This window comes from Xanthomonas sp. WHRI 6108 (assembly GCF_040202385.2).
In the GTDB taxonomy this organism is placed as follows: Bacteria; Pseudomonadota; Gammaproteobacteria; order Xanthomonadales; family Xanthomonadaceae; genus Xanthomonas; species Xanthomonas arboricola.
Genome location: NZ_CP168198.1, coordinates 4,416,544 through 4,443,155 on the forward strand (window position 1 = coordinate 4,416,544; position 26,612 = coordinate 4,443,155).

Genomic DNA, 26,612 nt, shown 5'->3' on the forward strand with positions numbered 1-26,612 from the left:
CGCAGCATCTTTCGCAATCGGGGTAAGGGGGACGCATGTTGGATCTGACACAGGGCCGTATGGCACGCCGGATCGCGCCGGTCATTTTGTTGGTCGGCCTGGCCGCCTGCTCCAAGCAGGACGACAAGGCCGCCGCCACCGCGCCTGCCACCGGTGCCACGCCTGCGGCACCGGCCGCCGCGCCGACGCCGGCCACCGCAGTGTCGCCGCAGGTGCAATCGATGGCCGCCGACCAGTTGCGCGCATCGGCCACCAAGGCCTTGCAGGACAATCGCATGTACGCCCCGGCCGGCGACAACGCGGTGGAGTACTACCTGGCCTTGCGTGAAAAGCAGCCGCAGGACGCCACCGTCAACAGCGCGCTGACCGACCTGCTGCCGTACACGCTGATCGCCGCCGAACAGGGCATCAGCCGCGAAGAATTCCCCGAAGCGCAGCGCCTGATCGCGTTGATCGAAAAGGTCGACCCCAAGGCACCGGCACTGCCGCGCCTGAAGAGCGGCCTGGAGACCGGCATGAAGACCGCCGCCAGCCGCTCCGAGCAGGATGCCGAGCAGGCCAAGAAGCTGGTCGAAGACAAGGCCAAGCAGGCGGCCGAGCAGAAGCGTCTGGCCGAGCAGCAGACCCGCGAGGCGGCCGCTGCGCAGCAGATCGCCGCGCAACAGGAAGCCGCCCGCCAGCAGAGCGCAGAGGCCGAACGCCAGGCTGCGGCGCGCCGTCAGGCCGAGACCCCGACGCCTGCTCCGACCCCGGCCGCCCCGCGCCCGGCCCCGGCGACTGCCGCAGCTGCACCGGCCGCGCAGTCGCTACGCCCGATCAGCACCCCGGCACCGCGTTACCCGCCCGAAGCGCTGCGCGCCGGCACCTCCGGCGAAGTGCTGGTGGAGATCACCGTCGGCACCGACGGCTCGATCACCGCCTCGCGCGTGCTGCGCGCCACCCCGCCGCGCGTGTTCGACCGCGAAGCGCTCAATGCGGTCAAGCGCTGGCGCTTCGAACCGGTGGCTGCCCCGGTGACCACGCGGCGCACGCTGTCGTTCAACCCCGGCGGTTAATTGGTGCGTTGGGCGATCGAGTGCATCTGCATGCGGCTGAGTGAGTGAGTCTGCTGGTTGCTTGATTGATTGCTTGGTTGCTTGGTCGTTGATCGTTTGATTGGTCGATCGTTTGTTGATTGCTGGCTGATGGCCAATGGCTGCCGATGATCGATGCACTGCACTCCCGGCGAATGTCGGGCACCAAACAAAAAGCCCGCATCGCTGCGGGCTTTTTGTTTGCTGGTGATCCGTACCCTCATCCGCACTTCAGACACCTTCTCCCAATGGGAGAAGGAACATCAACCGGAAATCGCCAGCCGCTCCTGGTGATAGCGCCGCACTGCCGCGTACCACAGCACCGCGGCCACACCGAAGCCCGCCAGCAGATACACCGCCCAGGTCTGCGCGTTGATCTGCTCGTGGCGGATCACCTTGAGCAGCATCTGGTTCTGCGCCAGAAACGGCACCGCGAAATGCCATAGCTGCGTCTTCAACGGATACGCCATCAGCGCATAGCCCGGCAGCATCGGCAGCAGCAACAGCCAGGTCATATGCCCCTGCGCTTCCTTCATGCTCTTGGCAGCGGCGGCCAGATAGGTCAGCAGCGAGGTGCCGATGAACAGCATCGGCACCAGGATGAACAGCATCTGCAGCATCGGCACGAAACCGACGTTGAGCTGGCGGCCCAGGTTCGAGGTGGACAGCTGCGCACTCAACTTGAAGGCCAGCAAGGTCAGCAACAGCGACACCATGCCGATCACGCAGGCGGCAGCGATCTTGCCGCTGACGATCGCGCTGCGCGGCGCCGGGGTGGCCAGCAAGGGTTCCAGCGACTGGCGTTCGCGCTCGCCGGCGGTGGCATCCAGGATCAGCGAGGCGCCACCCAGGAACGAGGTGATCACCAGCAGCACCGGCAGCAGCATCGCCATCATCTGCCCGCGCTTGGCGTCGGCAGTGGCCAGATCCTGCGCGGCGATTTCCAGCGGCCTGCCCACCTGCGCATCGATGCCGCGCGCCAGCAGCCGCAGTGCACCCACCTGCTGGCTATAGCTGCCGAGTGCGGCCTGCAGGCGCAGGCTCGGCACGTCGGCCTCGCGCCGCGTGCTGTCCTTGATGACCTCCACCAGGGCCGGGCGCCCGGCGCGCCAATCGTCGGCGTAGCTGTCGCTGATGCGCAGTGCCACATCCACATCCTGATTGCGGATCGCGGCGGTCAGATCGGCCGGCGCATCGACCGCATTGAGGCCCTGCGCGGCCAGGAACCGCACCAGATTGGGCGCGTTCTCGCGGCCGAGCATGGGGATCTCCAACGGCTTGTCGATCTGCGTACGCACGCGGCTTTCGCTCAATGCGCCCATGCCCAGGATCAGCACCGGATACAGCAATGGCGACAGCAGCAAGGCCAGTGCGAGCGTGCGGCGATCGCGGCCGATGTCGCGCAACTCCTTGCGCAGCACCGTCCATAGCGTGGACAACAACGATGTGGTGCTCATGCGTGCAGTCCCTCGTCCGAGCCGATCGCCTTGACGAAGGCGTCTTCCAGATTGTCTTCGCCGGTGCTGGCGCGCAGTTCGTCGGCGCTGCCGCAGGCCACCACCGTGCCCTTGGCGACGATGACGATGCGATCGCACAGCGCCGCCACCTCCTGCATGATGTGGCTGGAAAAGATCACGCAACGCCCCTCGGCACGCAGTTGCTGCAGGAAGCCACGCATGGCGCGCGTGGTCATCACATCCAGCCCGTTGGTGGGCTCGTCGAGGATGACGTTGCGCGGGTCGTGCACCAGCGCGCGCGCAATCGCGGTCTTGGTGCGCTGGCCCTGGCTGAAGCCTTCGGTCTGACGGTCGAGAATGTCGTCCATGTCCAGCGCGGCCGACAGCAGGCGCGTGCGCTCGGCGATCCGCGCACGCGACAGGCCATGCAGCTCACCGAAATAGGCAATGTTCTCGCGCGCGGTCAGCCGCTTGTAGACGCCGCGCGCATCCGGCAACACGCCCAGCGCGCGGCGCACCGTCACCGGGTCGCGGGCGGCATCCACGCCATCCACGGTGACGCTGCCCTGGTCGGGCGACATCAGCGTGTAGAGCATGCGCAAGGTGGTGGTCTTGCCGGCGCCATTGGGACCGAGCAGGCCGGTGATCTGGCCATCGGCAGCACTGAAACTGACCCCATCGACCGCCTTCACCAGCCCGGTCTTGGTCTTGAACGACTTGTGCAGCTTGTCGACGACGATCATGCGTGCGCCTCCGTGGCGTGGTCGGTGCGGCTCATGGTTCCCATCCGTTGAACGAGGTAAACGCGGGCACATTGTTGAGGCTGGCCACGCACTGCGCATCCAGTGCCTTGGCATTGGCGGTCTGCAGGAACTGGCCCAGCACCTTGGGCATGCAGCCCAGTCGAAACACCCCGTGGCCCTGCCCCGGCGCCACCAGGTGACGGCCATTGGGCAGGCCCTGCAGCACACGCTCGGCATAGCGCGGCGGCGTCACCGGGTCCAGCTCGCCCGACAGCAACAACACCGGCAGTTTGGATTTGAACGGTGCGGCGTCGGCAGCCGGGGTCGGCTTGGTCGGCCAGGCCTTGCAGGGCGCAAAGAACATCTGCGCCACTTCCGCTCCCAGCAAGGTGTCGTCCTTGCCGGATGGCGGCGTGTAGCGGCCGGCGTCTTCGCTGCACAGCACCGACCATTGCATCGGGCGATTCATCTGGTCGGACATGTCCGAAGCGCTCATCTGCGCCAACGCCATCAGCGAGGCGTAACGCCCTGCCGCCGCCTCGTCCAGCACCAGCGGCAACAACGAGGCGGTTTGCGGCACATACGAAAACCCGAACGCCAGGCCGACCACGGTATCGGCCGTCACCTGCTCGTGGTGCAGTTCACCGGTGCGCGGGTCGCGGTAATCCACCGCCACCGGCGCCTGACGCAAGCGCTCCACCACCTGCCGTAGCTGCGTGCGCGTGTCCACCGGAAAGCGTTTGGCGCATGCCACGTCCTTGCGGCATTGGGTGGCTTGCAACGCGATCGCATCTTCGAACGTGCGCGCGAACTCGCCGCCGATCACCAGATCGTTTGGCGCCACGCCATCGATCACCAGCGTGCGTGTGTGTTGCGGATAGCGCGCCGCATAGTGCTGTGCGACCCGGGTACCGTAGGAGCCGCCAATCAGGTTGAGCGTCTGCACGCCCAGTGCGGCGCGTACCGCATCTAGATCGCCAATCGCCTCGCTGGTGGTGAAATAGCGCGGATCGGCATCGTTGCGCAGCCCTTGTGCACATTGGCGTGCGTAATCGGTCAATTGCTCGGCGGTGGCGGCGCTGCTGTTTTCCAGTACGAGCGGCTTGCCGGCGGCATCGCGGCACGCAAGCGGATGCGAACCGCCGGTGCCGCGCTGGTCGACCAGGAAGATGTCACGCCGTTTGCGGACTTCATGCAGCCCCATGTCCACGATCGCGGCGACCTGGGTGGCCGATTGTCCCGGCCCGCCGGCAATGAAGAACACCGGATCCGGCGTGCTGCCGGCGCCGGCCTCGCTTTCCAGCCAGGCGATCTTCAGATCGATGCTGCGCCCGGTCGGCGCGGCCGGGTTTTCCGGCACGCGCAGGCTGGCGCATTGCGCCTCGATATTGCCGGCCGCGCTGCCGGAACTCAGCGTGCACGGTGCAAATTGCAGCGTGCCGTAACGATTGCCTGCGGCGGTGCCGGGCTGCGGCTTGGCCTGCGGCTGCGCGAGGCCGGGCGTGGCTGTGCCCGTCTTGGTCGTGGCAGCCGTGTTTTCAGCCGGCTGGTCCGCAGGCTGGCATCCGGTTGCCAGCAATGCGATCAGCAGCGCCGCCACCAGTGTGGGTTGCTTCACCATGTTCACCATCTCTCCTGATAGTTCCTGTCCCCTGACGCCGCATCCGGTCGGGTGTGACCGGCGCGGCTACTGCCCGTCTTCGTAAAGAAAGACGTGCTCGATCGACTCCCCGAACAGACGCGCGATGCGAAATGCCAACGGCAGACTGGGATCGTACTTGCCGGTTTCCAGCGCATTGATGGTCTGCCGCGATACGCCCAGGCGTTCGCCCAACTCGCCCTGTGACCAGCCGCTGGCCTCGCGCAATTCGCGCACCCGGCTATTCATTCGAACTGTCGGGCATTGATGCTTTTGGTGATGCCGTAGATGGCGCACAACATCGGAAACACCCACAACATCGCCACCGTTGCGGGGATGTCGATCAACTCGGCGGCCTGCAGGAACCCGCCGGTCATGTATGCGCCGCTGACTAGGCCGGCGGCAATGGCGATCGACTCCAGTTCGATGCGCCGCTGCATCTCGTCCGAGTCGCGCACGTAGCGCGCCACCGCGCGGATCACCAGGGCGACCAGCACGGCCGGCAACAAGGCGATCAGCACGCGTGCCCAGCTCGGATCCACATGCGCAAGCAAATATCTCCAGAACAGCATCACCACCACATACAAGCCCATCGGCACGCCGAATTCGCGGTAATAGCGCCGCGCCAATGCCGGCCGTGTGCTGTCGCGCAGGCTGCCGCGCGACAGCAAGAGCAGCAGCGACAGCACCAGGCAGGACACGCCCGCGCCGGCACAGAGCCCGGCAAGGTGGGCACTCAGCGGCAGCAGTTGCCAACGACCGAGCGCGCTGACGGCGAGCAGGCCGGCTCCCAGGCAGAGCGCCAGTAGCGCATTACGTCTGCAGCGGGTCATGCGCGTTGCCTCGCGCGGTCCGATGGACGCACTGGCAGGTCAGTGCCCTCCATCCCGGTATCGCTGCGCAGCGGTCGCTGCGCCGACCACGCCGGTATGCAGTCCCATTGCCGATGCTGCTGACGCATTCCCTTCGCCTGTCAAGTCAACTTGACAGGCACGATGCGCCGGGCGCGGCCAGCTGTCAAGCACCCTTTACACACTCGACAGCGTGCAATCCCTGCTCATCGCCACGCAACGCTGGCAGCAGGAAGACCAAGCACGCCCGTCCGCAGCACCGGGCCGGAGCTGGGTTACGCTCCGCGATCGAACATTGGCGGGAGCGGTGATGCGTCTGAAGATCTGGTTGGCAATTGCACTGAGCGGCTGCATGGCGAGCTCTGCCACGGCGCAGGAGGCGGCGCCTCGCACGATCGAGCTGGATCTGGCCAGCGCCGCCGGGCCGGTCGACCGGTTCTACGACCTGTCGATCGGCTCGGACTTTCCCGGCACCTTGATCCGCAGCGACAGCCAGGCGCAACTGGTTCCGGCGGTGCAGGAGCTGGGGTTTCGCTATATCCGCTTCCACGACGTGTTCCATGACGTGCTCGGCACGGTGAAAGACGTCGACGGCACGCTCGTCTACGACTGGACCAAACTGGATCAGCTCTACGATGCGCTGCTGGCCAAGCGCATCCGTCCATTCGTCGAGTTGGGCTTTACACCCGCCGCGATGAAGACCTCCGAGCAGACGCTCTTCTACTGGAAGGGCAACACCTCGCATCCGGACCCGGCCAAGTGGACGCAGCTGATCGATGCGTACGTGCGCCACATCCGTGCGCGCTACGGTGCCGACGAAGTGCGGCAGTGGTACTTCGAGGTGTGGAACGAGCCCAACCTCAAGGATTTCTGGGAGAACGCCGACCAGCAGGCCTACTTCGACCTGTATGCGAACACCGCGCGCACGATCAAGGCGATCGATCCGCAGCTGCGCGTCGGTGGCCCCTCCACCGCCGGTGCGGACTGGGTGCCGGAACTGCTGGCCTTCGTTGCCAAGCACAAACTGCCGATCGACTTCGTCACCACGCATACCTATGGCGTGGAGGGCGGCTTTCTCGATGAACATGGCAAGCAGGACGTCAAGCTGTCGGCATCGCCGGATGCCATCGTCGGCGACGTGCGCCGCGTGCGTGCGCAGATCCAGGCCTCGTCATTTCCGGATCTGCCGCTGTACTTCACCGAGTGGAGCAGCAGCTATACGCCGCGCGATTTCGTCCACGACAGCTACATCAACGCGCCCTACATCCTGACCAAGCTCAAGCAGGTGCAAGGCCTGGTGCAAGGCATGAGCTACTGGACCTACACCGATCTGTTCGAAGAACCCGGTCCGCCGCCCACGCCCTTCCACGGCGGCTTCGGGCTGATGAATCGCGAGGGCATCCGCAAGCCGGCGTGGTTTGCCTACAAGTACTTGAACGCGCTCAAGGGCCGCGATATTCCGCTGCGCGATGCGCACGCATTTGCGGCGGTGGATGGCCAGCGCATCGCCGCGCTGGCCTGGGATTGGCAGCAGCCGGTGCAGGCGGTGAGCAATACCCCGTTCTATACCAAACAGGTGCCCAGCACCGACAGCGCAGCGCTGGTCTTCCGCCTGGCACACGTGCCGGCCGGCAACTACCGGCTGCAGGTGCGCAAGACCGGCTACCGGCGCAACGATCCGCTGTCGCTGTACATCGACATGGGCATGCCCAAGGACCTGGCGCCGCGGCAGCTGGCGCAGTTGCAGCAAGCCACGCGCGACACGCCCGAGCAGGACCGGCGCGTACGCGTCGGCGCCGATGGCGTGGTGGAGATCCGCGTGCCGATGCGCAGCAACGATGTGGTGCTGATGACGCTGGAGCCGTCGGCGCGCTGAGCGCCCGGCACGCCGTTGCGCCTGCAATCAGGCGAGGCGTTGCGGGTGGATTGCGTGCGCGCAACGATGCGCGCAGTTCGGCGCAACGTCCCGACCGTGCATCGTTCGCGACATCGGATGCGTCACGCGTGCGTTGCGGCACGTCGTGCGCATCGCCGCAGGACACTGCAGGCACGACATCATCAAGGTCCAGCGCGCTGGGCCGTCGCTCAGCCCGCGCAGCGCACAAGTTTGAATCGAATCGGCGTGATCGCTTGGACCCGATGTGTAGGACTTGAAGCGGCAAACAAAACGTAGCGTGCAGTGACCAGCGGGTGCAGACAGCGCGGAGGAACCGCAGTGCACGAGTGGTACATGCCCATTCCAAGCACCGGCCGCGCCCACCTGACGGTGAGCGCAGTCGTTGTGATGACCGCTCTTACTTGAGATAGGTCTTGAGAATGGCGGTGATGTCGTCGACCGCCAGCTCGCGCTCGCCCAGCGCCTCCGGTGCCGCGACATGGTGCTTCAAGTGCTCGCTGAGCAGCTCGACCATCAGGCCCTGCGCCGCGCCACGAAACGCCGCCACCTGCGTCAGCAACGCGGTGCAGTCCACGTCCTGCGCCAGGGCTTTCTCCAGCCCCTCCACTTGCCCACGGATCCTGCGCACGCGGGCAAGCAGTTTGGATTTGTCCTGATTCAGATGTGCCATTGCCATATACCCCCTGGGGGTATCTGAGATACCCTTGGGGGGTATCGTAGCCAGAGCCTCTTCCGATGTCGATCACGCACGCCGCGCCGCATTGCGCGCAGTTGCACACATTCGCCAGCGCCAACCCGCTCGCCGAGCGCAGCACCCGCAAGGCCGTCATCCTGACCGTGGTCATGATGCTGGTGGAAATCGTCGGCGGCTGGTCGCTCAATTCCATGGCCCTGCTCGCCGATGGCTGGCATATGAGCTCGCACGCACTGGCGCTGGGGCTGGCACTGTTCGCCTACCGCTTCGCGCGGCGCAATGCCAACGACCTGCGTTTCAGCTTCGGCACCTGGAAGGTCGAAGTGCTGGGCGGCTATACCAGCGCCATCCTGCTGTTGGGCGTGGCCGGCCTGATGGCGTTCCAGTCGCTGGAACGGCTGTTCTCGCCCAAGCCCATCCAGTACCAGGAAGCCACCGTCATTGCCGTCATCGGCCTGCTGGTCAACCTGATCTGCGCCTGGTGGTTACGCGACTCGCATGGCCATGCGCATGGTCATCACCACGACCACGCGCATGACGGTCATGGTCATGGTCATGGTCATGGTCATGGTCATGGTCATGGTCATCACCACGATGGGCATGCCGATCTCAATCTGCGTGCCGCGTATCTGCACGTGGTGGCCGACGCGGCGACCTCGGTCCTGGCGATCGTCGCGCTGCTCGCCGGCATGTACTGGGGCGTGACCTGGCTGGATCCGATCATGGGCATGCTCGGCGCGGTGCTGGTCACCGTGTGGGCGTGGGGGCTGCTGCGCAGTACCGGCCGCGTGCTGCTGGATGCGGAAATGGATGCGCCGGTGGTGGAAGAAGTGAAGCAGGTCATCGCCGAGCTGCCGCACGCCATCGACATCGGCGACCTGCATGTCTGGCGCGTGGGCAGCGATCGTTATGCCTGCGTCGTCAGTCTGGTCACGGCGGCCGACATCGATGCGGACCTGGTCCGCGCTGCCCTGCAGATCCACGAAGAACTGGTGCACATCACCGTCGAGCTGCAGCGCCCGCCAGCGACGCGGGCTGCGGCCTGACGATTCGGCGGCGCGCTGCATTCGGCGCCCTGCAGTAGTGAGCGCGGAAGCGGTCAGCGAGAATGCCAGCCCGAGCAGCAGTGGCTCCAGTTGCACCACGCGCCGGAGCACAGGATGCGACTGCAGCAGCGCACAGTGGGCGGGGAGGATGCCCGGGACAGCATCGCAATGCTGTCGAGCGGCCTTGAACGCGTCGGGAACCGCGTACCGGGCGCGATCGGCGGGTACCGAGCAAGCCAGCCCGGCACCGCGCGACTGGCTCAGGTTTTCGCCGGAGCCGGGCTGACGTATTTCTCGCGGCGGATCTGCGCGTTCGGCAGGCCGGCTGCCTTCAACGCCTCGATGCAGCTGTCCACCATGTCCGGGTTGCCGCACAGGTAGGCGATATCGCCCTGCGCGTCGGGCGCGCATTCGGCCAGCTGCTGCTGCACGTAACCCTGGCGCACATCGGCATGCGGCTGCTCGGGCAGCTCGCGCGAAAAACACGGCACGTAGCGGAACTGCGGATGCGCATCGGCAAACGCGCGGAAGTCGTCGCCATACAACAGCTCGGCCGGCGTGCGCGCGCCCTGCAGCAGCAGCACCTGCACGCCACGGGTGGCGATCGCCTCGGCCAGCAGCGGCAGCATCGAGCGGTACGGGGTGACGCCGGTGCCGGTGGCGATCAGCACATAACGCCGGTTGTGGTCGCCCGGCGGCAGGCAGAAGCGCCCGTAGGGCCCGCTGGCCTGCAACTGGTCGCCGATCTGCAGGCCTTCGAACAGCGCGGTGGCCGAGCCGCCGGGCACGAAGCTCACCGCGATATCCACCGCCTCGCCCGGTCCGAGCGCATGGTCGTGGATGGTCGCCAGCGAATAGCTGCGCTTGGTCGGCGTGCCGTCGGCGGCATCGAAATGGATCTGGATGAACTGCCCGGGCTGGAAATCCAGCGGCTGCCCGTCGTCACGCAGGAACTGGCAGTGGGCCACGGTGGGCGCAATCATGCGCCGGTCGACAAGCTTGAGGGGGAATTGAACGGGCACGAACGTATTTGGGACAGTCTGTGATCGGGGCTTGCCCCCGCGGGCTTCTATAATAACGGCCTGCAACTCGCTGCGCCGTCACGCTGACGCGAAGGAATATCTTGAATTCTCCATCTCCGATCACCGCACCCGCGTTGCGTGTGTGCGATCTGCGCAAGACCTACGACAACGGCACCCAGGCGCTCAAGGGCGTCTCGCTGGACGTGGCGCCAGGCGATTTCTTCGCCCTGCTCGGCCCCAATGGCGCCGGCAAATCCACCCTGATCGGCATCATCAGCTCGCTGGTGAACCTGTCCGCCGGCCAGGTGGAAGTGTTCGGCACCGACCTGGTCGGCCAACGCAGCGATGCGATGCGCCTGATCGGCCTGGTCCCGCAGGAGGTCAACTTCAACCTGTTCGAAAAACCCTTCGATATCCTGGTCAATTACGCCGGCTTCTACGGCATGCCGCGCGAGCAGGCCGCCGCGCTGGCCGAAGCCGAGCTGCGCCGCTCGCACCTGTGGGAAAAGGCCCAGGTGATGAGCCGCACGCTGTCCGGCGGCATGAAGCGCCGGCTGATGATCGCCCGCGCCATGATGACCCAGCCGCGGCTGCTGATCCTGGACGAGCCCACCGCCGGCGTGGACATCGAGATCCGCCGCGACATGTGGCGCGTGCTCAAGGAGATCAACGCCGCCGGCACCACCATCATCCTGACCACGCATTACCTGGAAGAAGCCGAGCACCTGTGCCGCAACCTGGCCATCATCAACCACGGCCAGATCGTCACCCAGGGGCCGATGCGCGAACTGCTGGCCAAGCTGGACGTGGAAGGCTTCCTGTTCGATATCGACGGTGTCCTGCCGGCCGAACTGCCGGTGATCGAAGGCACCACGCTCACCGCCATCGATGGCCACACGCTGGACCTGGACATGCCGCGCGCGATGGACCTCAACCGCGTGTTCGCCACGCTCGGCAGCGCCGGCATCCGGGTGCGCTCGATGCGCACCAAGAGCAATCGCCTGGAAGAGCTGTTCGTGCGCCTGACCGGTGACGCCCCGGTACCGGCCACCGCCCCAACGCCTGTCGCCCCCAACGGCACACCGCCCGCGCAGCCGCGCAGCGGAGGCCAGCCATGAACGAGATCCGCACCGTGACCGAACCCACCAACGCGCGCCGCAACTGGACTGCGCTGGGCACCATCGTGCGCCGCGAAGTGCAGCGCATCCTGCGCATCTGGGGCCAGACCCTGGTGCCGCCGGCCATCACCATGACGCTGTACTTCTTGATCTTCGGCGGGCTGATCGGCTCGCGCGTGGGCGACATGGGCGGCTACTCGTACATGCAGTTCATCGTGCCGGGCCTGGTGATGATGAGCGTGATCCAGAACAGCTACGGCAACATCTCCTCCAGCTTCTTCGGCGCCAAATTCGGCCGGCATGTGGAGGAGCTGCTGGTCAGCCCGATGCCCAACTGGGTGATCCTGTGGGGCTACGTCTCCGGCGCGGTGCTGCGCGGGGTGATGGTCGGCGCGTTGGTGCTGATCATCGCGATGTTCTTCACCCCGGTGCGCATCCCGCATCCGCTGGTCACGCTGACCACGGTGCTGCTGGGCGCGACCATCTTCTCGCTGGCCGGCTTCGTCAATGCGGTGTACGCCAAGAAGTTCGACGACGTGGCGATCGTGCCGACCTTCATCCTGACCCCGCTGACCTATCTGGGCGGCGTGTTCTATTCGGTGAAGCTGCTGCCGCCGTGGGCCGAAGCGGCCACCCACGCCAACCCGATCTTCTACATGGTCAACGCGTTCCGCTACGGCCTGCTCGGCAGCTCGGACGTGCCGATCTGGGTCGCCTACGCGCTGATGCTGGGCTTTGTCGCGGTGCTCAGCGCGCTGGCGCTGTGGCTGCTGCGCCGTGGCGTGGGTCTGCGGAGCTGATGACGATGGCGATGCGTATCCTCATCCTCGGTGCCGGCGGCACCGGCGGTTATTTCGGCGGACGCCTGGCACAGGCCGGGGTCGATGTGACCTTTCTGGTACGCGCTGCGCGGGCCGCGCAACTGCAGGCCGATGGCCTGCGCATCCGCAGTCCGTTGGGCGATGCGGATCTGCCGGTGGCGCATGTCACCGCGCAGGACCTGCCGGCCCTGGTGGCGCAGCGGCCGTTCGATCTGGTGATCCTCAGCTGCAAGGCCTACGACCTGGATAGCGCGATCGAGGCGATTGCGCCGGCGGTGGGCGAGCACACGACGGTGCTGCCGATCCTCAACGGCCTGCGCCATTACGCGACGCTGGACGAGCGTTTCGGTGCGGCGCGGGTGCTGGGTGGGTTGTGCTTCATCAGCGCGACCAAGGGCGAGCACGGCGAAATCCTGCACCTGGGCAAGCCGGCGGCGATGACCTTCGGCGAGCGCGATGGCCGCGCCGCGTCGGCACGGGTGCAGGCGCTTGCGGCGGCCTGCGCGCAGGCGGGCATCGATCATGTCGCCAGCGAGCAGATCGCGCAGGAGCAGTGGATCAAGTACAGCTTCCTCACCGCGCTGGCGGCCGCCACCTGCCTGATGCGTGCGCCGGTCGGGGCGATCGTGGCCACCGACGACGGCCGCGCGTTGATCAACGGCCTGTACAACGAATGCCTGTGGGCCGCCGATGCGGCCGGGCAGCCGATCCCGGAAGCTGCCCGCGCCAAGGCGCTGCAGACCTTGTTGCAGGTGGATTCGCCGCTGAAGGCCTCGATGCTGCGCGATCTGGAAGCCGGCCAGGACGTGGAAGCGGCGCAGATCGTCGGCGACATGTTGAAGCGGGTGCGCGAGACAGGGCGCAACGCGCCGCTGCTGATGGCGGCGAATGTGCATCTGCAGGCGTATCAGGTGTTGCGGCATAGCTGAGGGTGTTGGGGTGTGCGGGCGGTTGTTGGGCTGCGTGTGAACCGTACCCCCACCCGCCCTGCGGGCACCTTCCCTCGGTGGGGGAAGGGCTGCGGCTTCGGCTGCCGGCTTTTTTCTTTGGGGCGCGGCTTGCCCCTCGGGTAACGGAGGTCGCAGCTAGTTGGCGCCTTTGTTACGCCGATCGTGGGCGATCTGCGCAAACAGCGGGCCGCTGAGGCCTGCTTCGATCAGGTGCCGACGTCGCACTGGTAACGCATCGCACACCTCACGCGATGCCTCCACAGCGCGATGCCATCGACGTCGATGTTGCCATTGCCTTCGCGCTGCAACGACGCGGTGCACACGATGCTCTGCGTCCCCCTTGCCCGTGTCGCCGCCGATGAAAGCGCTCAGCCACCTGTTCCGTGCCGGTCATTTCGTGATCCTGGCGTTTTTCGTGCTGTGCGCGGCGGGTCTGGTGGCGATGGCCGGGCTGGAGCTGTGGCATGGCTTCACCCCGGGCGGCGACATGGTGGTGCGCGACCGCTTCAACGTGGTGCTGGAGGCGATCGGCCTGCTCACCGTGGCGCTGGTGACGCTGGAGCTGGGCCAGACCATCTTCGAGGAAGAGATCCTGCGCGACGTCAAGGTCAGCGGCCCCACGCGCGTACGCCGCTACCTGTCGCGGTTCTTCGTGGTGATCGTGATTGCGCTGGCGATCGAAACGCTGGTGTCGATCTTCGAGCTGATGCACGACGACCCGGCCAAGCTGCCGTATGCGGCGGCGGTGGGCCTGTGCGCGGCGCTGTTGCTGATCGCCTGGGGCGTATTCGTCAAACTCAATCGCAGCGCCGAAGAGCTGGAGCCCGAGGCGATGGCGGAAACCAAGCGCGAGGACCGCGAGGTCGAGGAATAAGCGCGGTCAGCTGCTGACCGCGGGCAGCGGCGGCACCGTGGTCGGCTTGCCGTCGTCGCCGAGCGCGATCATCACGAAGTGGCCGCGGGTGCACAGCTCGCGTGTGCCGCTGAGCAGGTCTTCGGCGATCAGTTCCACTTCCACCTTGATCGAGCTGCGCCCCACCGACACCACCCGCGCGATGGTTTCCACCATCTGGCCCTGGCGGATCGGCAGCTTGAAATCCACCTGGTCCGAGCGCGCGGTCACCACCGCACGACGCGCATAGCGCGAGGCGGCCAGGAAGGCGGCCTTGTCCATCCACGCCAGCGCCTGCCCACCGAACAAGGTACCCATATGATTGGTGTGGTTGGGGAACACGATCTCGGCCATGCGGGCCTCGGTCGGTGCAACGGTGGTGGAGCTGCTCATGAAGGCGGTACCGGAAGAAGGAAGGAAAGCCAGCCAGATCAGCTGCGCAGCGTCGGCAGGAAGCTCAGGTCCATGTGGTAGCACGCCGGGCGTCGTGGATCGACCAAGACCCGCAGCGGTTGCCCGTCGACCAGAAACGGCTGCGGATCGATCCACAGGTTGTCGCTGCGATACTCAGTCAGGGTGTTGTGCGTGCGGTCTTGGCGATGGGCAAGGATACGGAACGGGTGCACGCCGTTGACCTGCAAGGACGCATTGCGTTCGACGCACACCAAGCGCGCTTCCACCACCGTGCCATGCCGGCGCAACCACGCAGCACGCCGCGCATGCCAGACGCGATAACCGAGGATGCCGCCCCCCACGCCGCCGAACGCCACGCCCAGCAGCAACAGGATCCAGCGCGCCTGATCGGGCAACAGCGCCGCGCCGGTCAACAACCCCAGCCCCGCCAGCAGGAAGCTCCAGGCGACGATGGTGACGGTGGCGTTCATCGCCGGAAGCCTGCGCGGTTGCGATGGACTTCCGGCGCGCTCACAGCCCGCTACGGACCGCCGCTTCGACCTGCGCCGGCGACTGGAAACCGGGGAGACGTGTCACTTCCGCGCCGTCCTTGAACAAGGCCAACGTCGGCGTCTGCCGCAGGCCCAGACTGCGAAAGAACTCCTCGCCAACCACTTCCAGCTTCACCTTGAGCAGTGCGACGCCCGCGGCGTCCTCGCTCGCGGCGAACTTGGTCAGCGACATGTCGAGCATCTTGCAGCCCGGGCAATTGTCCTTGTAGTAGTCGACCAGCAAGCGCGGATGCGCAGCCAGGGCGGCGGTGTAGTGCTCAGGCGACGTGACGGTAATGGTCTGCATCATGGGGATCGTTCTTGCATTGGGCCAGGACCTCGTCGGTCCAGGCGGCGATGGCCTGCGCGTCGCGCTGGCCGTGGGGCATCTGTTCGATGGTCAAACGTGGAAACGGGCTGGCGAAGAACTGGGCGATGCGATGCACCGCGCCGCAAAAATAGTCCTCGCCCCATTGCGTTTCGCCGGTGCCGAACACCGCCACCCGCGGCGGCTTGCCCAGCGTCTCGACCAACTCGACGATGAAGCGTTTCATCTCTGCCGGCGTACGGCCGCCGTTGTCGGTCCAGCTACCGAGCAGAAACAGTTCGTACTGCCCCGGCGCATGCGGCACCTGCGCCAGCGTCTGCACATCGGTTTCCACCCAGGTCACCGCATGCCCGGCCGCTTCGCAGCGCAGTGCAACACTGCGCGCGACATCGCGCGTGTTGCCGCTCAACGAGGCCAGTGCGAGCAGGATGTTCATGGGGCGGGGATTCGGGAGTCGTGATTAGGGATTCGTCTAAAGCAGGGATTGGAGAGTCGAAGTGGAGATTCGTCAAAGCACATCAAGTTGCTGTTGCAAATCCCACCTACCCACTCTCCAATCCCGGATCTTGATGATTCGTAAAGCGCATCGATGCAGCTGCGACGAATCTCAAATCCCGAATACCTAATCCCGGCTCCTCACAGATCGTCGAAGCCGTTATCCGAATTGGTCTTCTTGTATGAGGCATTGCGCATTTCGAAGAAGTCGGTCTTGGTTTCGGTGAAGTTGTCGGCGTAGGCCTTGATCCACGGCATCACGTTGTCGTTGGCGCCTTCGTACAGCTTCTCGATGCCGAGCATGCCGGCCATCTTGTTGGCGCGGTACTTCACGTAGCGGATCATCTCGTCGACGTCGATACCGTCGATGCCGTCCAGCACTTCGGCGGTCCACTGGGTTTCCAGGTCGATCGCGTGCTCGAAGGCCTTGTGCACGTAGTCGGTGAGCTGGTCGCCCTGCAGCGCCTGGTTCTCGCCGATGATGGCGCGAATCAGCTCGCTGATGAACTTGGAGTGGGCCAGCTCGTCGCGGTTGATGAAGCTGATGATCTTGCCGGTGCCGGTCATGCGGTTCTGGCGGACCAGATTGTAGAAATACGCAAAGCCGGAATAGAAGTTGATGCCTTCCAGGATCGAGGACTGGATCAGCGCGCGGATCAGCGTTTCGGCCGTCTTGTCGCGCATGAAGTCTTCGTAGGCGCCCATGATCGGCGCATTGCGCTTGATGATGGTCGGATGCGTGCGCGCGATCTCGAACACGCGGTTCTGATCGGCCAGGCCGGTGATCGAGGCCAGCACGTAGCTGTAGCTCTCGTTATGGATCACTTCCTGCTGGCCGATGATCGCGGCATTGGCATGCGCGGCCGGGTCGGTGATGTATTCGGCAACGTTGTAGATGAAGCGCGTCTGCGGCGAATCCAGCGTGGCCAACAGGCCGATGATCGAGTCGTAGGCGTTCTTTTCGCGCGCCGACAGCTCGTTGTACTGGCGCGCGTCGCCCTTCATGTCCACTTCGTCGGGGATCCAGAAGTTGGTCGACAGCTCCTTGTAAGCCCGATAGAAGGACGGGTACGGGATGTCGTTCCAGTTGAGGATGCCGGATGTCTGGCCATTGATGATGGCGGTGGAGCGGTTCGGGTGACGCGGCTCCAGGATCTTGATGCGCTCAAGCGATGTTGCGGACATGGGTTTCTACTCGTGTTTCAGGCGTCGCGCGTACGGCGGCGCAACAAATCAATCTGGAGGAAAGCCCCCTGAGTCAGGGGGCGCGCCGAGGGCGCGGGGGTGTGGGAGCTGATGAAGCAGGGTCCACGGTTCGCAACGCGAACCGTGGAAGCGAAGCGCGAATGCGCTTAGCTACTGCATGCGCTTTAGCTCGAACACCACTCGCATTCGCTGATGTCGATGTCGTTGGAGCGCACGTAGTACGTGGTCTTCAGGCCTTCGCGCCAGGCGGTCATGTGCAGGTCCAGCAAGGTGCTCGCACGGATGGTGCTGGGCACGTAGAAGTTGAAGCTGATCGACTGGTCGACGTGCCGCTGGCGACGCGCGTTCTGGCGCACGCTGGCGAACTGGTCGACCTTGTAGGCGCCCTTTTCGTAGTACGGCCAGGTTTCCAGCGACAGGCCAGGTGCGGCGACCGGACGACGGAAGTCCTTCTTTTCTTCGTAGTAGAACGCGCTGTAGATCGGGTCGATCGAGGCGGTGGAACCGGCGATCTGCGCGGTACTCATGTTTGGCGCAACCGCCAGCATCCAGGCATTGCGCACGCCGTTGACGGCTACCTGCGCGGACAGCTCCAGCCACTGCGGGCTGTTGTAGTCGCGCGCACGGAAGTACTCGCCGGTGTGCCAGTCGCTGCCGCGGAACACGCTGTAGGTGCCCTTTTCCTTGGCCAGCTCCATGCTCGCCTGGACGGTCAGATAGTTGATGCGCTCGTACAGCTCGTCGCTGTAGTCCTCGGCTTCCTTGGCATTCCAGTGGATGGACTTCTGCGCCAGCAGATGGTGCCAGCCGAAGGTGCCCAGGCCGATGGCACGGTACTTCTGGTTGGTGATGGTGGCCTGCGGCACCGGCAACTGGTTCAGATCGATCACGTTGTCGAGCATGCGCACCTGGATCGGAATCAAGCGCTCCAGCACGTCGGCGCCCAGCAGATCGGCCTGGTCTGCCTGCACGGTGATCGCGCGGCCCAGGTTGATCGAGGACAGGTTGCACACGACGAAGTCGCCGGCCTTCTTGGTGGTGACGATCTGATTGCCGCTGATGATCTCCTGCATCATCCGCGTCGGGCTCATGTTCTGCAGGATCTCGGTGCACAGGTTGGACGAATAGACCATGCCCTCGTGCTTGTTCGGGTTCTTGCGATTGACTTCATCGCGATAGAACATGAACGGGTTGCCGGTTTCCAGCTGGCTGACCATGATCCGCTTGAAGATCTCGATCGCCTTGACCGTCTTGCGGGTGATGCGCTCGTCGGCAACCACTTCCTCGTACTTGCGACGGAAGCTGCTGTTGGCGTCGCCCTTCTTCTCGTCGTAGAAGTCCTGCAGGTACCAGCCCTTGATCCGCTTCACTTCGTGCGGATCGAACAGGTACCAGTCGCCGCGACGCTCGACCGCTTCCATGAACAGGTCGGGGATGCACACCGAGGTGAACACGTCGTGCGCGCGCAGACGCTGGTCGCCGTTGTTCAGGCGCAGATCCAGGAACGCCTCGATGTCGCGGTGGAAGATGTCCAGATAGACCGCGATGGCGCCCTTGCGCTGGCCCAGCTGATCCACCGACACCGCAGTGTTGTTGAGCTGCTTGATCCACGGCACCACGCCGCCGGAGGAATTGGACACGCCGCGGATCGCCGAACCGGACGAACGCACATAGCCCAGGTACGCGCCCACGCCGCCGCCGTGCTTGGACACGCGCGCCACGTCGGTATTGGAGTCGTAGATGCCCTGCAGGCTGTCGTCGACGGTGTCGATGAAGCAGCTCGACAGCTGGCCGCCGACCTTGCCGGCATTGGCCAGGGTCGGGGTGGCCACGGTCATGTACAGGTTGGACAGCGCCCAGTAGGCCTCGCCGACCAACTGCATGCGGCGCTCGCGGCTGCCCTTACCGTTGCCGATCTCGTCCTGCATCAGGTACAGCGCGATGGTCAGCCAACGCTCCTGCGGCAGCTCGAACACGCCGCGCGAGTTGTCCGTGGCCAGGTAACGCGTGGCCAGCAGGTACAGGCCGTTGTAGGCGAACAGCTTGTCGCGCTCGGGCTCGATCATCTTGCCGGCTTCGATCAGCTCGTCCTTGGAATAGCGGCGCAGAATGTCGTTGGAATAGACATTGCGGTCGGCCAGGCTCTCCTGCAGGCCGACAAACGAGCCGTACTTCTGGCTGGCGTCGTAGAAACGGTTGCGGCTGGCACGCTTGTACAGGCGGCGCAGGTACAGGCGGGCGGCAAAGTGCTCCCACTCCGGGGTGGTCAGATCGACGCGGGCCTCGGCCTCGCGGATCAGGTGGTCGACCAGGTCGTCAGCGTTGACGCTGTCCTTGCGGTCGACGAAGCCGAACACCGAGCGCTTGTAGTCGGCCACGTCCAGCTGCGGGAATTCGGCATGGATCTGGTCGATGGCGCGCTCCAGGCGCTCCGGCTCGAACGGAATCCGACGGTTGCCGGCTTCCTTGGTGATCCAGGTGGCGACGGCTTGTTCTTCGATGGTCTGTGCGTGCATTGCAATGGCTTGGCGGGGAGGCGGCACGATGTCCGACGGGTCGGTCAACTCCGGCGCGCCGCAACCGGGCGCGCTGACACTGGCAGGAACGCTGGTGGGTGTTGCGGTACCGGTGGCGATCGCGGCAAGGGTGTCGTTGGTGGTCATGCGTCCTCCATGCGTAGGCACACGAACCCGGCTGGGGACGGGTTGCGGCCGGATCCGGACTCCCTGGATAGCGATGGCGGTGCGCGACGACCAGCACGCAAGACCCACGGTCTGCGGCGGCATCGCCTTCACCAGCCATCTCCTTCCCGGAGATTCCACGGCCGCCACCGCGCGGTGTGCTGTCGCGCAGTGGTCGGTGGCGAAACAACCGCGGCGCAACGAGACCACGCCGCCTGCTCCAGGCGACGCCCGGATGGCTGTGATCGTTCGTTGCTGCCGCCGCGGAGAGGCGTTTGATTGGCAACCTGCTGCAAATCATGCTCTCACTGGTCCGGACGCCTTGGGGCGACCAACCACCGACTCCCCCAAGATAGTGGGGTCCCCCGGAGGGGTCAACACCAAATGTAGGAAAATCCCGAAAACCCTTACAGCACAAAGCACTGTCTGACGAACGGTCGGCGCAAGGCTGCGAACCCGTCCAATTGGACTGCGCAGTCAAGGCCCAAACCGGCAATTTTGTCGATCAGTTGGGTCCGGTTGGGTTGGCTGCGACACCCATCGACACTGAAGCCGGTCACAGTTGTGCGATCCCTGCCTCAGGCGGCACCGCACGCCTGGGGGACCTGCCCTGACACCGGCAATGGGAGGAACTCGCTGCTGCCGACGTCGGGTCGAGGGTGCGGCGCCCTCACCGCTCGCGGGGCACGCCGTGAACTCGTCCCTGGGGGCTAGGTGGCGGCATCCATGCCGCCACACGGTCCCGCAATCGGCGAGGACACCGCACCAGAAAGATAGCTGGCCGCTTTGTTGAAAACCGTGCACACCGACCATCTCGACTGGTCCTTGTCCGCCCACCGTCGCGGGACCTTACGCGGCAGGGATGCCGCGTAAGAGCCTACATGGACGTACTTGCGGCGTGTCCCGCGGTGGTGGGCGGGCAAGGGCCCTGCAGCCAAGCCACAGATGGCCACAAAGGCGCTGAGTGGATGGCGTGACGCCTTGCGCGGCCTCAGATCTCGGTCGGGCCGATGTGGTGGCGCTTGCGGTAGCGGATCGACGACCACACCGAGGCGGCGATGAAGGCCACGCCGATCAGGCCGGTCAGCACTTCCGGCACGTGGTACACGGTGCCGACCAGCATGATGATCGCCAGCACGCCGATGGCGTAATGGGCGCCGTGCTCCAGGAACACGAACTCGTCCAGCGTGCCCTTGTGCACCAGATAGACCGTCATCGAACGCACGAACATCGCACCGATCGCCAGGCCCAGCATGATGATGACCACATCGCGGGTGATCGCGAACGCGCCGATCACCCCGTCGAACGAGAACGAGGCGTCCAGCACTTCCAGGTACAGGAAGGCGGCAATGCCCGAACGCTTGGCCGGGCCCATGCCGTCTTCGCTCTCTTCGGACTCGAACAAGGCATCCACGCTGCCGACCAGCAGGTACAGCAGGATGCCGCCCAGGCCCGCGAACAGCACGCTCTGGAAGATGGCCTCGGGCAGGAACAGCTTGGTGCACAGCAGCACCGTCACCGCCACGATCACCGACATCGCATCGGCCTTGCCCAGCTTGCCGACCAGCCGTTCCACCGGGCCGAGCCAGTGCAGCTTGCGCTCCTGGTCGAACAGGAAGTTCAGGAATACCAGCAACAGGAACATGCCACCGAAGGCGGCAATGGACGGGTAGTTGTCGGTCAGCACCTGGCTGTAGCGGTCCGGCTCCTTCAGCGCCATCTGCATCACCGGCACCAGGCCCATGCCGGTGGCCACTGACACGATCACGATCGGAAACACCAGGCGCATGCCGAACACCGCGATCAGGATGCCGACGGTGAGGAACAGTTTCTGCCAGAACGCGTTCATGTGCTTGAGCACACCGGCGTTGACCACCGCGTTGTCGAACGACAACGACACCTCCAGCACGCTCAGCACCAGGCACAGCCACAGCGCCTGCCAGATACCCATCGCGGAGGTATGACCCCACCAGGCAGCCAGGCCCAGGCAGATCGCTGTGACCAAAAACGACATTCTGAAATCGCGGAACATTGACACTCCCAGGCGGGCCGAGACGACAGCCGAAGCAACCGGCCAGGGTGAGGCCCGGCAGATCCGGCATGCGGTGGAGGATGGGGGACCGCGGCGTGACGCTAGGTCAGGCCGGGCGTGGCTCGCCCATTATAGGGAGTGTCACCGCCATCAGGGTCGCATCGTCCGGATCCGGGCGGACCCCGAAGCCCAGGCTCTGGCACATTGCCAGCATGGTGCGGTTCTCGCGCAGCACCTGGCCTTCGATCTGCTTCAGGCCCAGCCAGCGCGCGTACTCGATCATGATGCGCATCAGCTGCCAGCCGATGCCGTGGCCCTTGAGGTCGGAGCGGATCAGGATGCCGTATTCGCCGCGCTCGTAGTCGGCGTCGGCATGCAGCCGTACCGCGCCGAGCATGTCGCCGGTCTTGGGGTCGATGGCCACCAGCGCGATCGAGCGCGCGTAATCGAGCTGGGTCAGCCGCGCGATGAATTCGTGGCTGAAATGCTTGACCGACTGGAAGAAGCGCAGCCGCAGGTCTTCGTCGGTGACCCGTGCGAAGAACGCGCGGAACAGCGCGTCGTCCTCCGGGCGCACCGGGCGCACCAGCGCATGCGTGCCATCGCCCAGCCCGATCTGGCGCTCCCATTCCTTCGGATACGGGAAGATCGCAAAACGCGGATGGCCGCGGCCCTTGTGCAGCTTGCGCGCCGGCGCCACCGCCACGCGCGCGTCCAGCGCGATCACGCCATCGCGGTCGGCCAGCAGCGGGTTGATGTCCAGCTCGGTGATCTCGGGGATGTCGGCGGCCAGCTGCGCCAGCTTGACCAGCACCAGCGCCACCGCGCGCTCGTCGGCGGCCGGCACGTCGCGGTAGGCCTTGAGGATACGCGACACCCGGGTGCGCCCGATCAGCTCGTGGGCCAGGCGCAGATCCAGCGGCGGCAACGCCAGCTCGCGGTCGTTGATCACTTCCACAGCAGTGCCCCCGCGCCCGAACACGATCGCCGGGCCGAACACCGGGTCGTCGGCGATCCCGGCGATCAGTTCGCGCGCCTTGGGCCGCAGCACGGTGGGCTGCACGATCACTCCTTCGATCAGCGCATTGGGATGCGCGGCGCGCGCACGCGCCAGGATGCCGGTCGCCGCTTCGCGCACCGCCGCCACGCTGGACAGGTTCAGGCGCACGCCATCCACATCGGACTTGTGCGCGATGTCGCTGGACAGCACCTTCAAGGTCACCGTGCGGCCGACGGCCAGTAACGGGTCGGCCAGCAACGCGGCCTCGTTGGCGGTGGCGGCCACCTGAAGCGGCACGATCGGGATGCCGTAGGCGGCCAGCAGGCGGTTGGTGGCGACCGGGTCCAGCCAGCGCCGACCGGCGGCCAGGGCGTCGTCGACCACCGCCCGGGCGATGCCGGCATCCACCACGAAATCTTCCGGCAGGCTGGGCGGGGTCTCCATCAACGCCGCCTGCGCCTCGCGGTAGCGCACCAGGTGGGTGAAGCCGCGCACCGCGTCCGACTCGGTCGCATAGGTGGGCACGCGCGCGGCATTGAGCGCGGCGATTGCCGCATCGTCCTGGCCCAGCCATACGGCAAACACCGGCTTTTCGCGCTGGTAGCGGTTGCGTTGGTCCAGCGCGCGGGTCAGCGCCTTGGCCGCATCGGCCGAGGAGGTGAACGCGGTGGGCACGTTGACCACCAGCAGCGCGTCGTTCTCCGGATCGTCCAGCAGGGCTTCGATCGCCGCCGCATAACGCGGCCCGTCGGCATCGACGATGATGTCGACCGGATTGCTGCGCGACCAGCCCTGCGGCAGCGACTGATCCAGCCGCTCCAGGGTCTTGGCCGACAGCTCGGCCAGGGTGCCGCCGCGCAGCACCAGCTGGTCCACCGCCAGCTGCCCCACCCCGCCGCCGTTGCTGAGAATGGCCAGCCGCCGGCCGGGAAAACTGCCGAGCCGGCCCAGGGTTTCGGCGGCGGCGAACAATTCGTCCAGCGCGCCCACCCGCAGCAGGCCGGCACGTGCGAATGCCGCGCCGTACACCGCGTCCGAGCCGGCCAGCGCCTGCGCGTGGGTATCGGCATTGGGATTGATGCGGAACTGGCGCCCGGACTTGACCACCACCACCGGCTTGGCGCGCGCGGCGGCGCGTGCGGCCGACATGAACTTGCGCGCATCGCCGATGCGTTCGACATACAGCAGGATCGCGCGGGTACGGTAGTCGGTGGCGAAGTAGTCGAGCAGATCGCCGAAATCCACATCCAGCGTATCGCCCAGCGACACCACTGCCGAGAACCCGACCGAGCGCGCCACGCCCCATTCCACCAGCGCGGCGGCAATCGCGCTGGATTCGGAGATCAGCGCCAGGTCGCCGGCCTGCGGGCAATGCGCGGCGATGCTGGCATTGAGCCGCGCATGCGGAGCGATCACACCCAGGCAGTGCGGGCCGAGGATGCGCATGCCCTTGGCGCGCGCGGCTGCCTCCATGCGCGCGGCCGGCGAGCCGGGGCCGTTGCCCAGCCCGGCGGTGAGGATGATCGCCGCGGCCACCCCGCGCCGCGCCGCGATCGACACGATGCGCGGCACGATGCGCGCTGGCGCGGTGATCACCACCAGGTCCGGCACCCAGGGCAGATCGGTCAGCCGCGCCACCGTGCGCACGCCATCGATCTCGCTGTAGCGCGGGCTCACCCAGCCGATCTGCCCGGGAAACCCGGCCGCGCGCAGGTTGCGCACCACCGCCCGCCCGGCCGAGCGATCGCGCGGACTGCCGCCGACCACCGCCACGGTGGTGGGACGAAAGACCTGCTGCAGGTGGTAGGTACTCATCGTGCGGAAGAGAACAATGCCATCGCGCTACGGTACACGCACTGATGGATCCAGGCATCGGCGCGCTGTGCACCATGAGTGTGTCACGCTGGGGTCACCACCCCAACCGGGGGTGCAGAGGCATCGCTAGAGTCGGCGATGCGCCAGGCCGATGCACCTGATGCGCCAAGGACGCAGGCATTCACCCTTCCGGTCAGTCGAGACACGTCCGGCATGGATAGAGGCCTGGCGACTGCTCGCCAGGCCTCCAAGGCAACCGATTACAACAGCGTGCCACTCAAGATCGCCGCGGCAATGCTGAAATAGATCACCAGCCCGGTGACATCCACCAGCGTGGCCACGAACGGCGCCGAGGCGCTGGCCGGGTCGAAGCCGAGCCGTTGCAGCACGAACGGCAGCATCGAGCCGGACAGCGAGCCGAAGGTGACGATGCCGATCAGCGCCGCGCCGATGGTCAGCGCCACCATCTGCCAGTGCGGGCCGTAGTCGTACAAGCCGGCGGTCTGCCAGATGGTGATGCGCACGATCGCCAGGAGGCCCAGGATGGTGCCCAGGGTGAGCCCGGTCGGCAGCTCGCGCAGCGCCACCTTCCACCAGTCGCCCAGGCGCAGCTCGCGCAGTGCCAGCGAGCGGATCAGCAGCGAGGTGGCCTGCGAGCCGGAGTTGCCGCCCGAGCTCATGATCAGCGGAATGAACAGGGTCAGCACCACCGCCTTGGACAGCTCGTCCTCGAAGTGCTGCATCGCGCTGGCGGTGAGCATTTCGCCCAGGAACAGTACGCTCAGCCAACCGGCGCGCTTCTTGATCATCTGACCGAAGCCGATCTGCATGTAGGGCTTGTCCAGCGCTTCCATGCCGCCGAACTTGTGCACGTCCTCGGTGGATTCGGCGATCAATGCGTCCAGCACATCGTCCACGGTGACGATGCCGAGCACATGACCATGCGCATCCACCACCGGGATCGCCAGCAGGTCGTGGCGGCGGATCAGGCGGGCGACTTCTTCCTGGTCCAGTGCCGGATCCACCGTGACCGGCGGGTTGACCTGCGCCACCTCCAGGATCGGCGCCTCCGGCGCGCCGGTGATCAGCCGGCGCATGGTGACCACCTGGGTCAGCACGCGGCTGTGCGGGTCGAGCAGATAGATCGCATAGACCGTCTCGCGGCTGCGCTCCACCTCGCGGATGTGCTGCAGCGTACGGCCCACCGTCCAGTCGGCCGGCACCGCCACGAACTCGGTGGTCATCAACGCGCCGGCGGTATTGGGCGGGTAGCGCATCAACGCCTGGATCGACAGCCGCGCCTCGGCACTGAGCAGCCACAGCAGCGGCTGGCGCTGCTCGGCATCCAGGCCATGGAAGATGTCGGTGGCGCGGTCGTCGGCCATCTGCCCGAGCAGGGAGGCGGCCTGCTCGGCCGGCAGCAGCGCGACCAGCGCGCTGGCGGCGTGCAGCTCGGGTTGTTCGAGCAATTTCACCGCACGCGGCTGCGGCAGCGCGGCCAGCACCTGTGCGGCCTCGTCGCGGTCGAGGGTGTTGAGGTATTCCACCGCATCGGCCGTGTTGAAGTCGGCGATGGGTGCGATCAAGGCATCGACGCCTTGGGCAAGGCGCAGGGTTTCGTTGTACATGGTGGTTCGCCTGGTGACGACCGTCGTCGATGACAGCCGGCGAACCTGAGCCTCAGGCGCGCGCCAGCTGGGTCATCGACCCGGGTCTAGGGTGACTGTCGCTGGACATGAGTAAGGGCTCCGAAAGGTGCGTACCGGCCGGTGATCCGGGCGGCAGCGCGGCGCAGTCTGCGCGCCTGCGCCCGCTTGGTCAATGCCCTGCGCAGGCCATGCTCAGCGGGCGTCCAGGCGGAGCCACAACGCCGGGCCTGTCATGTCGACAAGCGACTGCATTGCACCC

Annotated in this window: 23 protein-coding genes and 1 other RNA gene; 7 read left to right on the top strand and 17 right to left on the bottom strand. The window is 66.0% G+C overall.

Translation table 11 applies throughout. From position 1 onward, the window contains the following. Nucleotides 1–35: 35 nt before the first annotated feature. Nucleotides 36–1,055, top strand: a complete 1,020-nt coding sequence (locus tag ABQ039_RS18605) for an energy transducer TonB (protein ID WP_047127581.1) — start codon at nt 36–38, stop codon at nt 1,053–1,055. 281 nt (nt 1,056–1,336) lie between these two features. Here the strand turns inward: ABQ039_RS18605 and ABQ039_RS18610 are convergent, their stop codons facing one another. Genes ABQ039_RS18610 through ABQ039_RS18630 form a run of 5 tightly spaced genes read right to left on the bottom strand, consistent with a single transcriptional unit; the run spans nt 1,337 to nt 5,745 of the window. Further along, the gene (locus ABQ039_RS18610; RefSeq protein WP_102251113.1) at nt 1,337–2,530 is read right to left on the bottom strand and encodes an ABC transporter permease; all 1,194 of its coding nucleotides are present in this window, start codon (nt 2,528–2,530) and stop codon (nt 1,337–1,339) included. Next, nucleotides 2,527–3,273, bottom strand: coding sequence for an ATP-binding cassette domain-containing protein (locus ABQ039_RS18615; protein WP_024940732.1), 747 nt, complete (start codon nt 3,271–3,273; stop codon nt 2,527–2,529). Before ABQ039_RS18615 ends, ABQ039_RS18610 begins: the two co-directional genes overlap by 4 nt. A 31-nt stretch (nt 3,274–3,304) precedes the next feature. Then, entirely contained in the window at nt 3,305–4,900 is a 1,596-nt protein-coding gene (locus tag ABQ039_RS18620; RefSeq protein WP_349778517.1) for an alpha/beta hydrolase, read from the bottom strand. Nucleotides 4,901–4,960: 60 nt separating this feature from the next. Continuing rightward, nucleotides 4,961–5,161 (bottom strand): helix-turn-helix transcriptional regulator, encoded by a 201-nt coding sequence (locus ABQ039_RS18625; RefSeq protein ID WP_016903655.1) that lies wholly within the window; start codon nt 5,159–5,161, stop codon nt 4,961–4,963. Next, nucleotides 5,158–5,745, bottom strand: a complete 588-nt coding sequence (locus ABQ039_RS18630) for a hypothetical protein (RefSeq protein ID WP_349778518.1) — start codon at nt 5,743–5,745, stop codon at nt 5,158–5,160. The genes ABQ039_RS18625 and ABQ039_RS18630 overlap by 4 nt, the downstream gene beginning before the upstream one ends. A 328-nt stretch (nt 5,746–6,073) precedes the next feature. Here ABQ039_RS18630 and ABQ039_RS18635 point away from each other — a divergent pair, with 328 nt between their 5' ends. Beyond that, nucleotides 6,074–7,639, top strand: coding sequence for a beta-xylosidase (locus ABQ039_RS18635; protein WP_349778519.1), 1,566 nt, complete (start codon nt 6,074–6,076; stop codon nt 7,637–7,639). Between the two features lie 281 nt (nt 7,640–7,920). Here the strand turns inward: ABQ039_RS18635 and ABQ039_RS18640 are convergent. Both ABQ039_RS18640 and ABQ039_RS18645 read right to left on the bottom strand, forming a co-directional pair. After that, nucleotides 7,921–7,995, bottom strand: a non-coding RNA gene (locus ABQ039_RS18640) — sX9 sRNA. Nucleotides 7,996–8,057: 62 nt separating this feature from the next. After that, on the bottom strand, nt 8,058–8,330 hold the full coding sequence (locus ABQ039_RS18645; RefSeq protein ID WP_039514053.1) for a metal/formaldehyde-sensitive transcriptional repressor: 273 nt from the start codon (nt 8,328–8,330) through the stop codon (nt 8,058–8,060). Between the two features lie 65 nt (nt 8,331–8,395). On the opposite strand from ABQ039_RS18645, the gene dmeF reads away from it, so the two are divergent. Further along, nucleotides 8,396–9,400 (top strand): CDF family Co(II)/Ni(II) efflux transporter DmeF, encoded by a 1,005-nt coding sequence (gene dmeF, locus ABQ039_RS18650; RefSeq protein ID WP_349778520.1) that lies wholly within the window; start codon nt 8,396–8,398, stop codon nt 9,398–9,400. A 260-nt stretch (nt 9,401–9,660) separates the two neighbouring features. Here dmeF and ABQ039_RS18655 read toward each other — a convergent pair whose 3' ends face one another. Then, the gene (locus ABQ039_RS18655) at nt 9,661–10,488 is read right to left on the bottom strand and encodes a ferredoxin--NADP reductase (protein ID WP_024940738.1); all 828 of its coding nucleotides are present in this window, start codon (nt 10,486–10,488) and stop codon (nt 9,661–9,663) included. Nucleotides 10,489–10,523: 35 nt separating this feature from the next. Here ABQ039_RS18655 and ABQ039_RS18660 point away from each other — a divergent pair, with 35 nt between their 5' ends. From ABQ039_RS18660 to ABQ039_RS18675, 4 genes are all read left to right on the top strand, one after another. Next, a complete protein-coding gene (locus ABQ039_RS18660) occupies nt 10,524–11,540 on the top strand; it encodes an ABC transporter ATP-binding protein (protein WP_024940739.1) in 1,017 nt (338 codons plus the stop codon). Beyond that, nucleotides 11,537–12,340, top strand: coding sequence for an ABC transporter permease (locus ABQ039_RS18665; RefSeq protein WP_046345017.1), 804 nt, complete (start codon nt 11,537–11,539; stop codon nt 12,338–12,340). Before ABQ039_RS18660 ends, ABQ039_RS18665 begins: the two co-directional genes overlap by 4 nt. 5 nt (nt 12,341–12,345) lie before the next feature. Then, nucleotides 12,346–13,290 carry a 2-dehydropantoate 2-reductase gene (gene panE, locus ABQ039_RS18670; RefSeq protein WP_184434874.1) on the top strand — a complete coding sequence of 315 codons (945 nt, stop codon included), beginning with the start codon at nt 12,346–12,348 and terminating at the stop codon, nt 13,288–13,290. Nucleotides 13,291–13,669: 379 nt separating this feature from the next. Further along, nucleotides 13,670–14,185, top strand: a complete 516-nt coding sequence (locus ABQ039_RS18675; protein WP_024940686.1) for a hypothetical protein — start codon at nt 13,670–13,672, stop codon at nt 14,183–14,185. Nucleotides 14,186–14,191: 6 nt separating this feature from the next. Here ABQ039_RS18675 and ABQ039_RS18680 read toward each other — a convergent pair whose 3' ends face one another. The 9 genes from ABQ039_RS18680 to mgtE all read right to left on the bottom strand — a co-directional run bounded on the left by ABQ039_RS18680 (nt 14,192) and on the right by mgtE (nt 26,332). Beyond that, nucleotides 14,192–14,596 (bottom strand): acyl-CoA thioesterase, encoded by a 405-nt coding sequence (locus tag ABQ039_RS18680; protein WP_102582118.1) that lies wholly within the window; start codon nt 14,594–14,596, stop codon nt 14,192–14,194. Between the two features lie 38 nt (nt 14,597–14,634). After that, entirely contained in the window at nt 14,635–15,087 is a 453-nt protein-coding gene (locus tag ABQ039_RS18685) for a hypothetical protein (RefSeq protein ID WP_349778521.1), read from the bottom strand. Between the two features lie 40 nt (nt 15,088–15,127). After that, nucleotides 15,128–15,454: a thioredoxin family protein gene (locus ABQ039_RS18690; protein WP_024940689.1), complete on the bottom strand. Its 327-nt coding sequence runs from the start codon at nt 15,452–15,454 to the stop codon at nt 15,128–15,130. Continuing rightward, the gene (locus ABQ039_RS18695; protein WP_039521114.1) at nt 15,426–15,911 is read right to left on the bottom strand and encodes a flavodoxin; all 486 of its coding nucleotides are present in this window, start codon (nt 15,909–15,911) and stop codon (nt 15,426–15,428) included. The genes ABQ039_RS18690 and ABQ039_RS18695 overlap by 29 nt, the downstream gene beginning before the upstream one ends. Nucleotides 15,912–16,111: 200 nt before the next feature. Further along, nucleotides 16,112–17,155 (bottom strand): ribonucleotide-diphosphate reductase subunit beta, encoded by a 1,044-nt coding sequence (locus tag ABQ039_RS18700; RefSeq protein WP_046345022.1) that lies wholly within the window; start codon nt 17,153–17,155, stop codon nt 16,112–16,114. Nucleotides 17,156–17,340: 185 nt separating this feature from the next. Continuing rightward, nucleotides 17,341–19,839, bottom strand: coding sequence for a ribonucleoside-diphosphate reductase subunit alpha (locus ABQ039_RS18705; protein WP_046345023.1), 2,499 nt, complete (start codon nt 19,837–19,839; stop codon nt 17,341–17,343). 1,009 nt (nt 19,840–20,848) lie between these two features. After that, nucleotides 20,849–21,889, bottom strand: coding sequence for a DUF475 domain-containing protein (locus ABQ039_RS18710; protein ID WP_024940693.1), 1,041 nt, complete (start codon nt 21,887–21,889; stop codon nt 20,849–20,851). Between the two features lie 106 nt (nt 21,890–21,995). Then, nucleotides 21,996–24,704: a bifunctional acetate--CoA ligase family protein/GNAT family N-acetyltransferase gene (locus ABQ039_RS18715; protein WP_046345026.1), complete on the bottom strand. Its 2,709-nt coding sequence runs from the start codon at nt 24,702–24,704 to the stop codon at nt 21,996–21,998. Nucleotides 24,705–24,964: 260 nt separating this feature from the next. Next, nucleotides 24,965–26,332 (bottom strand): magnesium transporter, encoded by a 1,368-nt coding sequence (gene mgtE, locus ABQ039_RS18720; RefSeq protein ID WP_046345028.1) that lies wholly within the window; start codon nt 26,330–26,332, stop codon nt 24,965–24,967. Nucleotides 26,333–26,612 lie beyond the last annotated feature (280 nt).

What these genes read in the sequence shown, in the direction of transcription:
- ABQ039_RS18695 (WP_039521114.1), bottom strand. Translation starts at nt 15,911, where the DNA reads ATGAACATCCTGCTCGCACTGGCCTCGTTGAGCGGCAACACGCGCGAT.
- ABQ039_RS18710 (WP_024940693.1), bottom strand. Translation starts at nt 21,889, where the DNA reads ATGTTCCGCGATTTCAGAATGTCGTTTTTGGTCACAGCGATCTGCCTG.
- ABQ039_RS18690 (WP_024940689.1), bottom strand. Translation starts at nt 15,454, where the DNA reads ATGCAGACCATTACCGTCACGTCGCCTGAGCACTACACCGCCGCCCTG.
- mgtE (WP_046345028.1), bottom strand. Translation starts at nt 26,332, where the DNA reads ATGTACAACGAAACCCTGCGCCTTGCCCAAGGCGTCGATGCCTTGATC.
- panE (WP_184434874.1), top strand. Translation starts at nt 12,346, where the DNA reads ATGGCGATGCGTATCCTCATCCTCGGTGCCGGCGGCACCGGCGGTTAT.
- ABQ039_RS18705 (WP_046345023.1), bottom strand. Translation starts at nt 19,839, where the DNA reads ATGACCACCAACGACACCCTTGCCGCGATCGCCACCGGTACCGCAACA.
- ABQ039_RS18625 (WP_016903655.1), bottom strand. Translation starts at nt 5,161, where the DNA reads ATGAATAGCCGGGTGCGCGAATTGCGCGAGGCCAGCGGCTGGTCACAG.
- ABQ039_RS18700 (WP_046345022.1), bottom strand. Translation starts at nt 17,155, where the DNA reads ATGTCCGCAACATCGCTTGAGCGCATCAAGATCCTGGAGCCGCGTCAC.
- ABQ039_RS18605 (WP_047127581.1), top strand. Translation starts at nt 36, where the DNA reads ATGTTGGATCTGACACAGGGCCGTATGGCACGCCGGATCGCGCCGGTC.
- ABQ039_RS18635 (WP_349778519.1), top strand. Translation starts at nt 6,074, where the DNA reads ATGCGTCTGAAGATCTGGTTGGCAATTGCACTGAGCGGCTGCATGGCG.
- ABQ039_RS18630 (WP_349778518.1), bottom strand. Translation starts at nt 5,745, where the DNA reads ATGACCCGCTGCAGACGTAATGCGCTACTGGCGCTCTGCCTGGGAGCC.
- ABQ039_RS18680 (WP_102582118.1), bottom strand. Translation starts at nt 14,596, where the DNA reads ATGAGCAGCTCCACCACCGTTGCACCGACCGAGGCCCGCATGGCCGAG.
- ABQ039_RS18675 (WP_024940686.1), top strand. Translation starts at nt 13,670, where the DNA reads ATGAAAGCGCTCAGCCACCTGTTCCGTGCCGGTCATTTCGTGATCCTG.
- ABQ039_RS18685 (WP_349778521.1), bottom strand. Translation starts at nt 15,087, where the DNA reads ATGAACGCCACCGTCACCATCGTCGCCTGGAGCTTCCTGCTGGCGGGG.
- ABQ039_RS18610 (WP_102251113.1), bottom strand. Translation starts at nt 2,530, where the DNA reads ATGAGCACCACATCGTTGTTGTCCACGCTATGGACGGTGCTGCGCAAG.
- dmeF (WP_349778520.1), top strand. Translation starts at nt 8,396, where the DNA reads ATGTCGATCACGCACGCCGCGCCGCATTGCGCGCAGTTGCACACATTC.
- ABQ039_RS18715 (WP_046345026.1), bottom strand. Translation starts at nt 24,704, where the DNA reads ATGAGTACCTACCACCTGCAGCAGGTCTTTCGTCCCACCACCGTGGCG.
- ABQ039_RS18645 (WP_039514053.1), bottom strand. Translation starts at nt 8,330, where the DNA reads ATGGCACATCTGAATCAGGACAAATCCAAACTGCTTGCCCGCGTGCGC.
- ABQ039_RS18615 (WP_024940732.1), bottom strand. Translation starts at nt 3,273, where the DNA reads ATGATCGTCGTCGACAAGCTGCACAAGTCGTTCAAGACCAAGACCGGG.
- ABQ039_RS18665 (WP_046345017.1), top strand. Translation starts at nt 11,537, where the DNA reads ATGAACGAGATCCGCACCGTGACCGAACCCACCAACGCGCGCCGCAAC.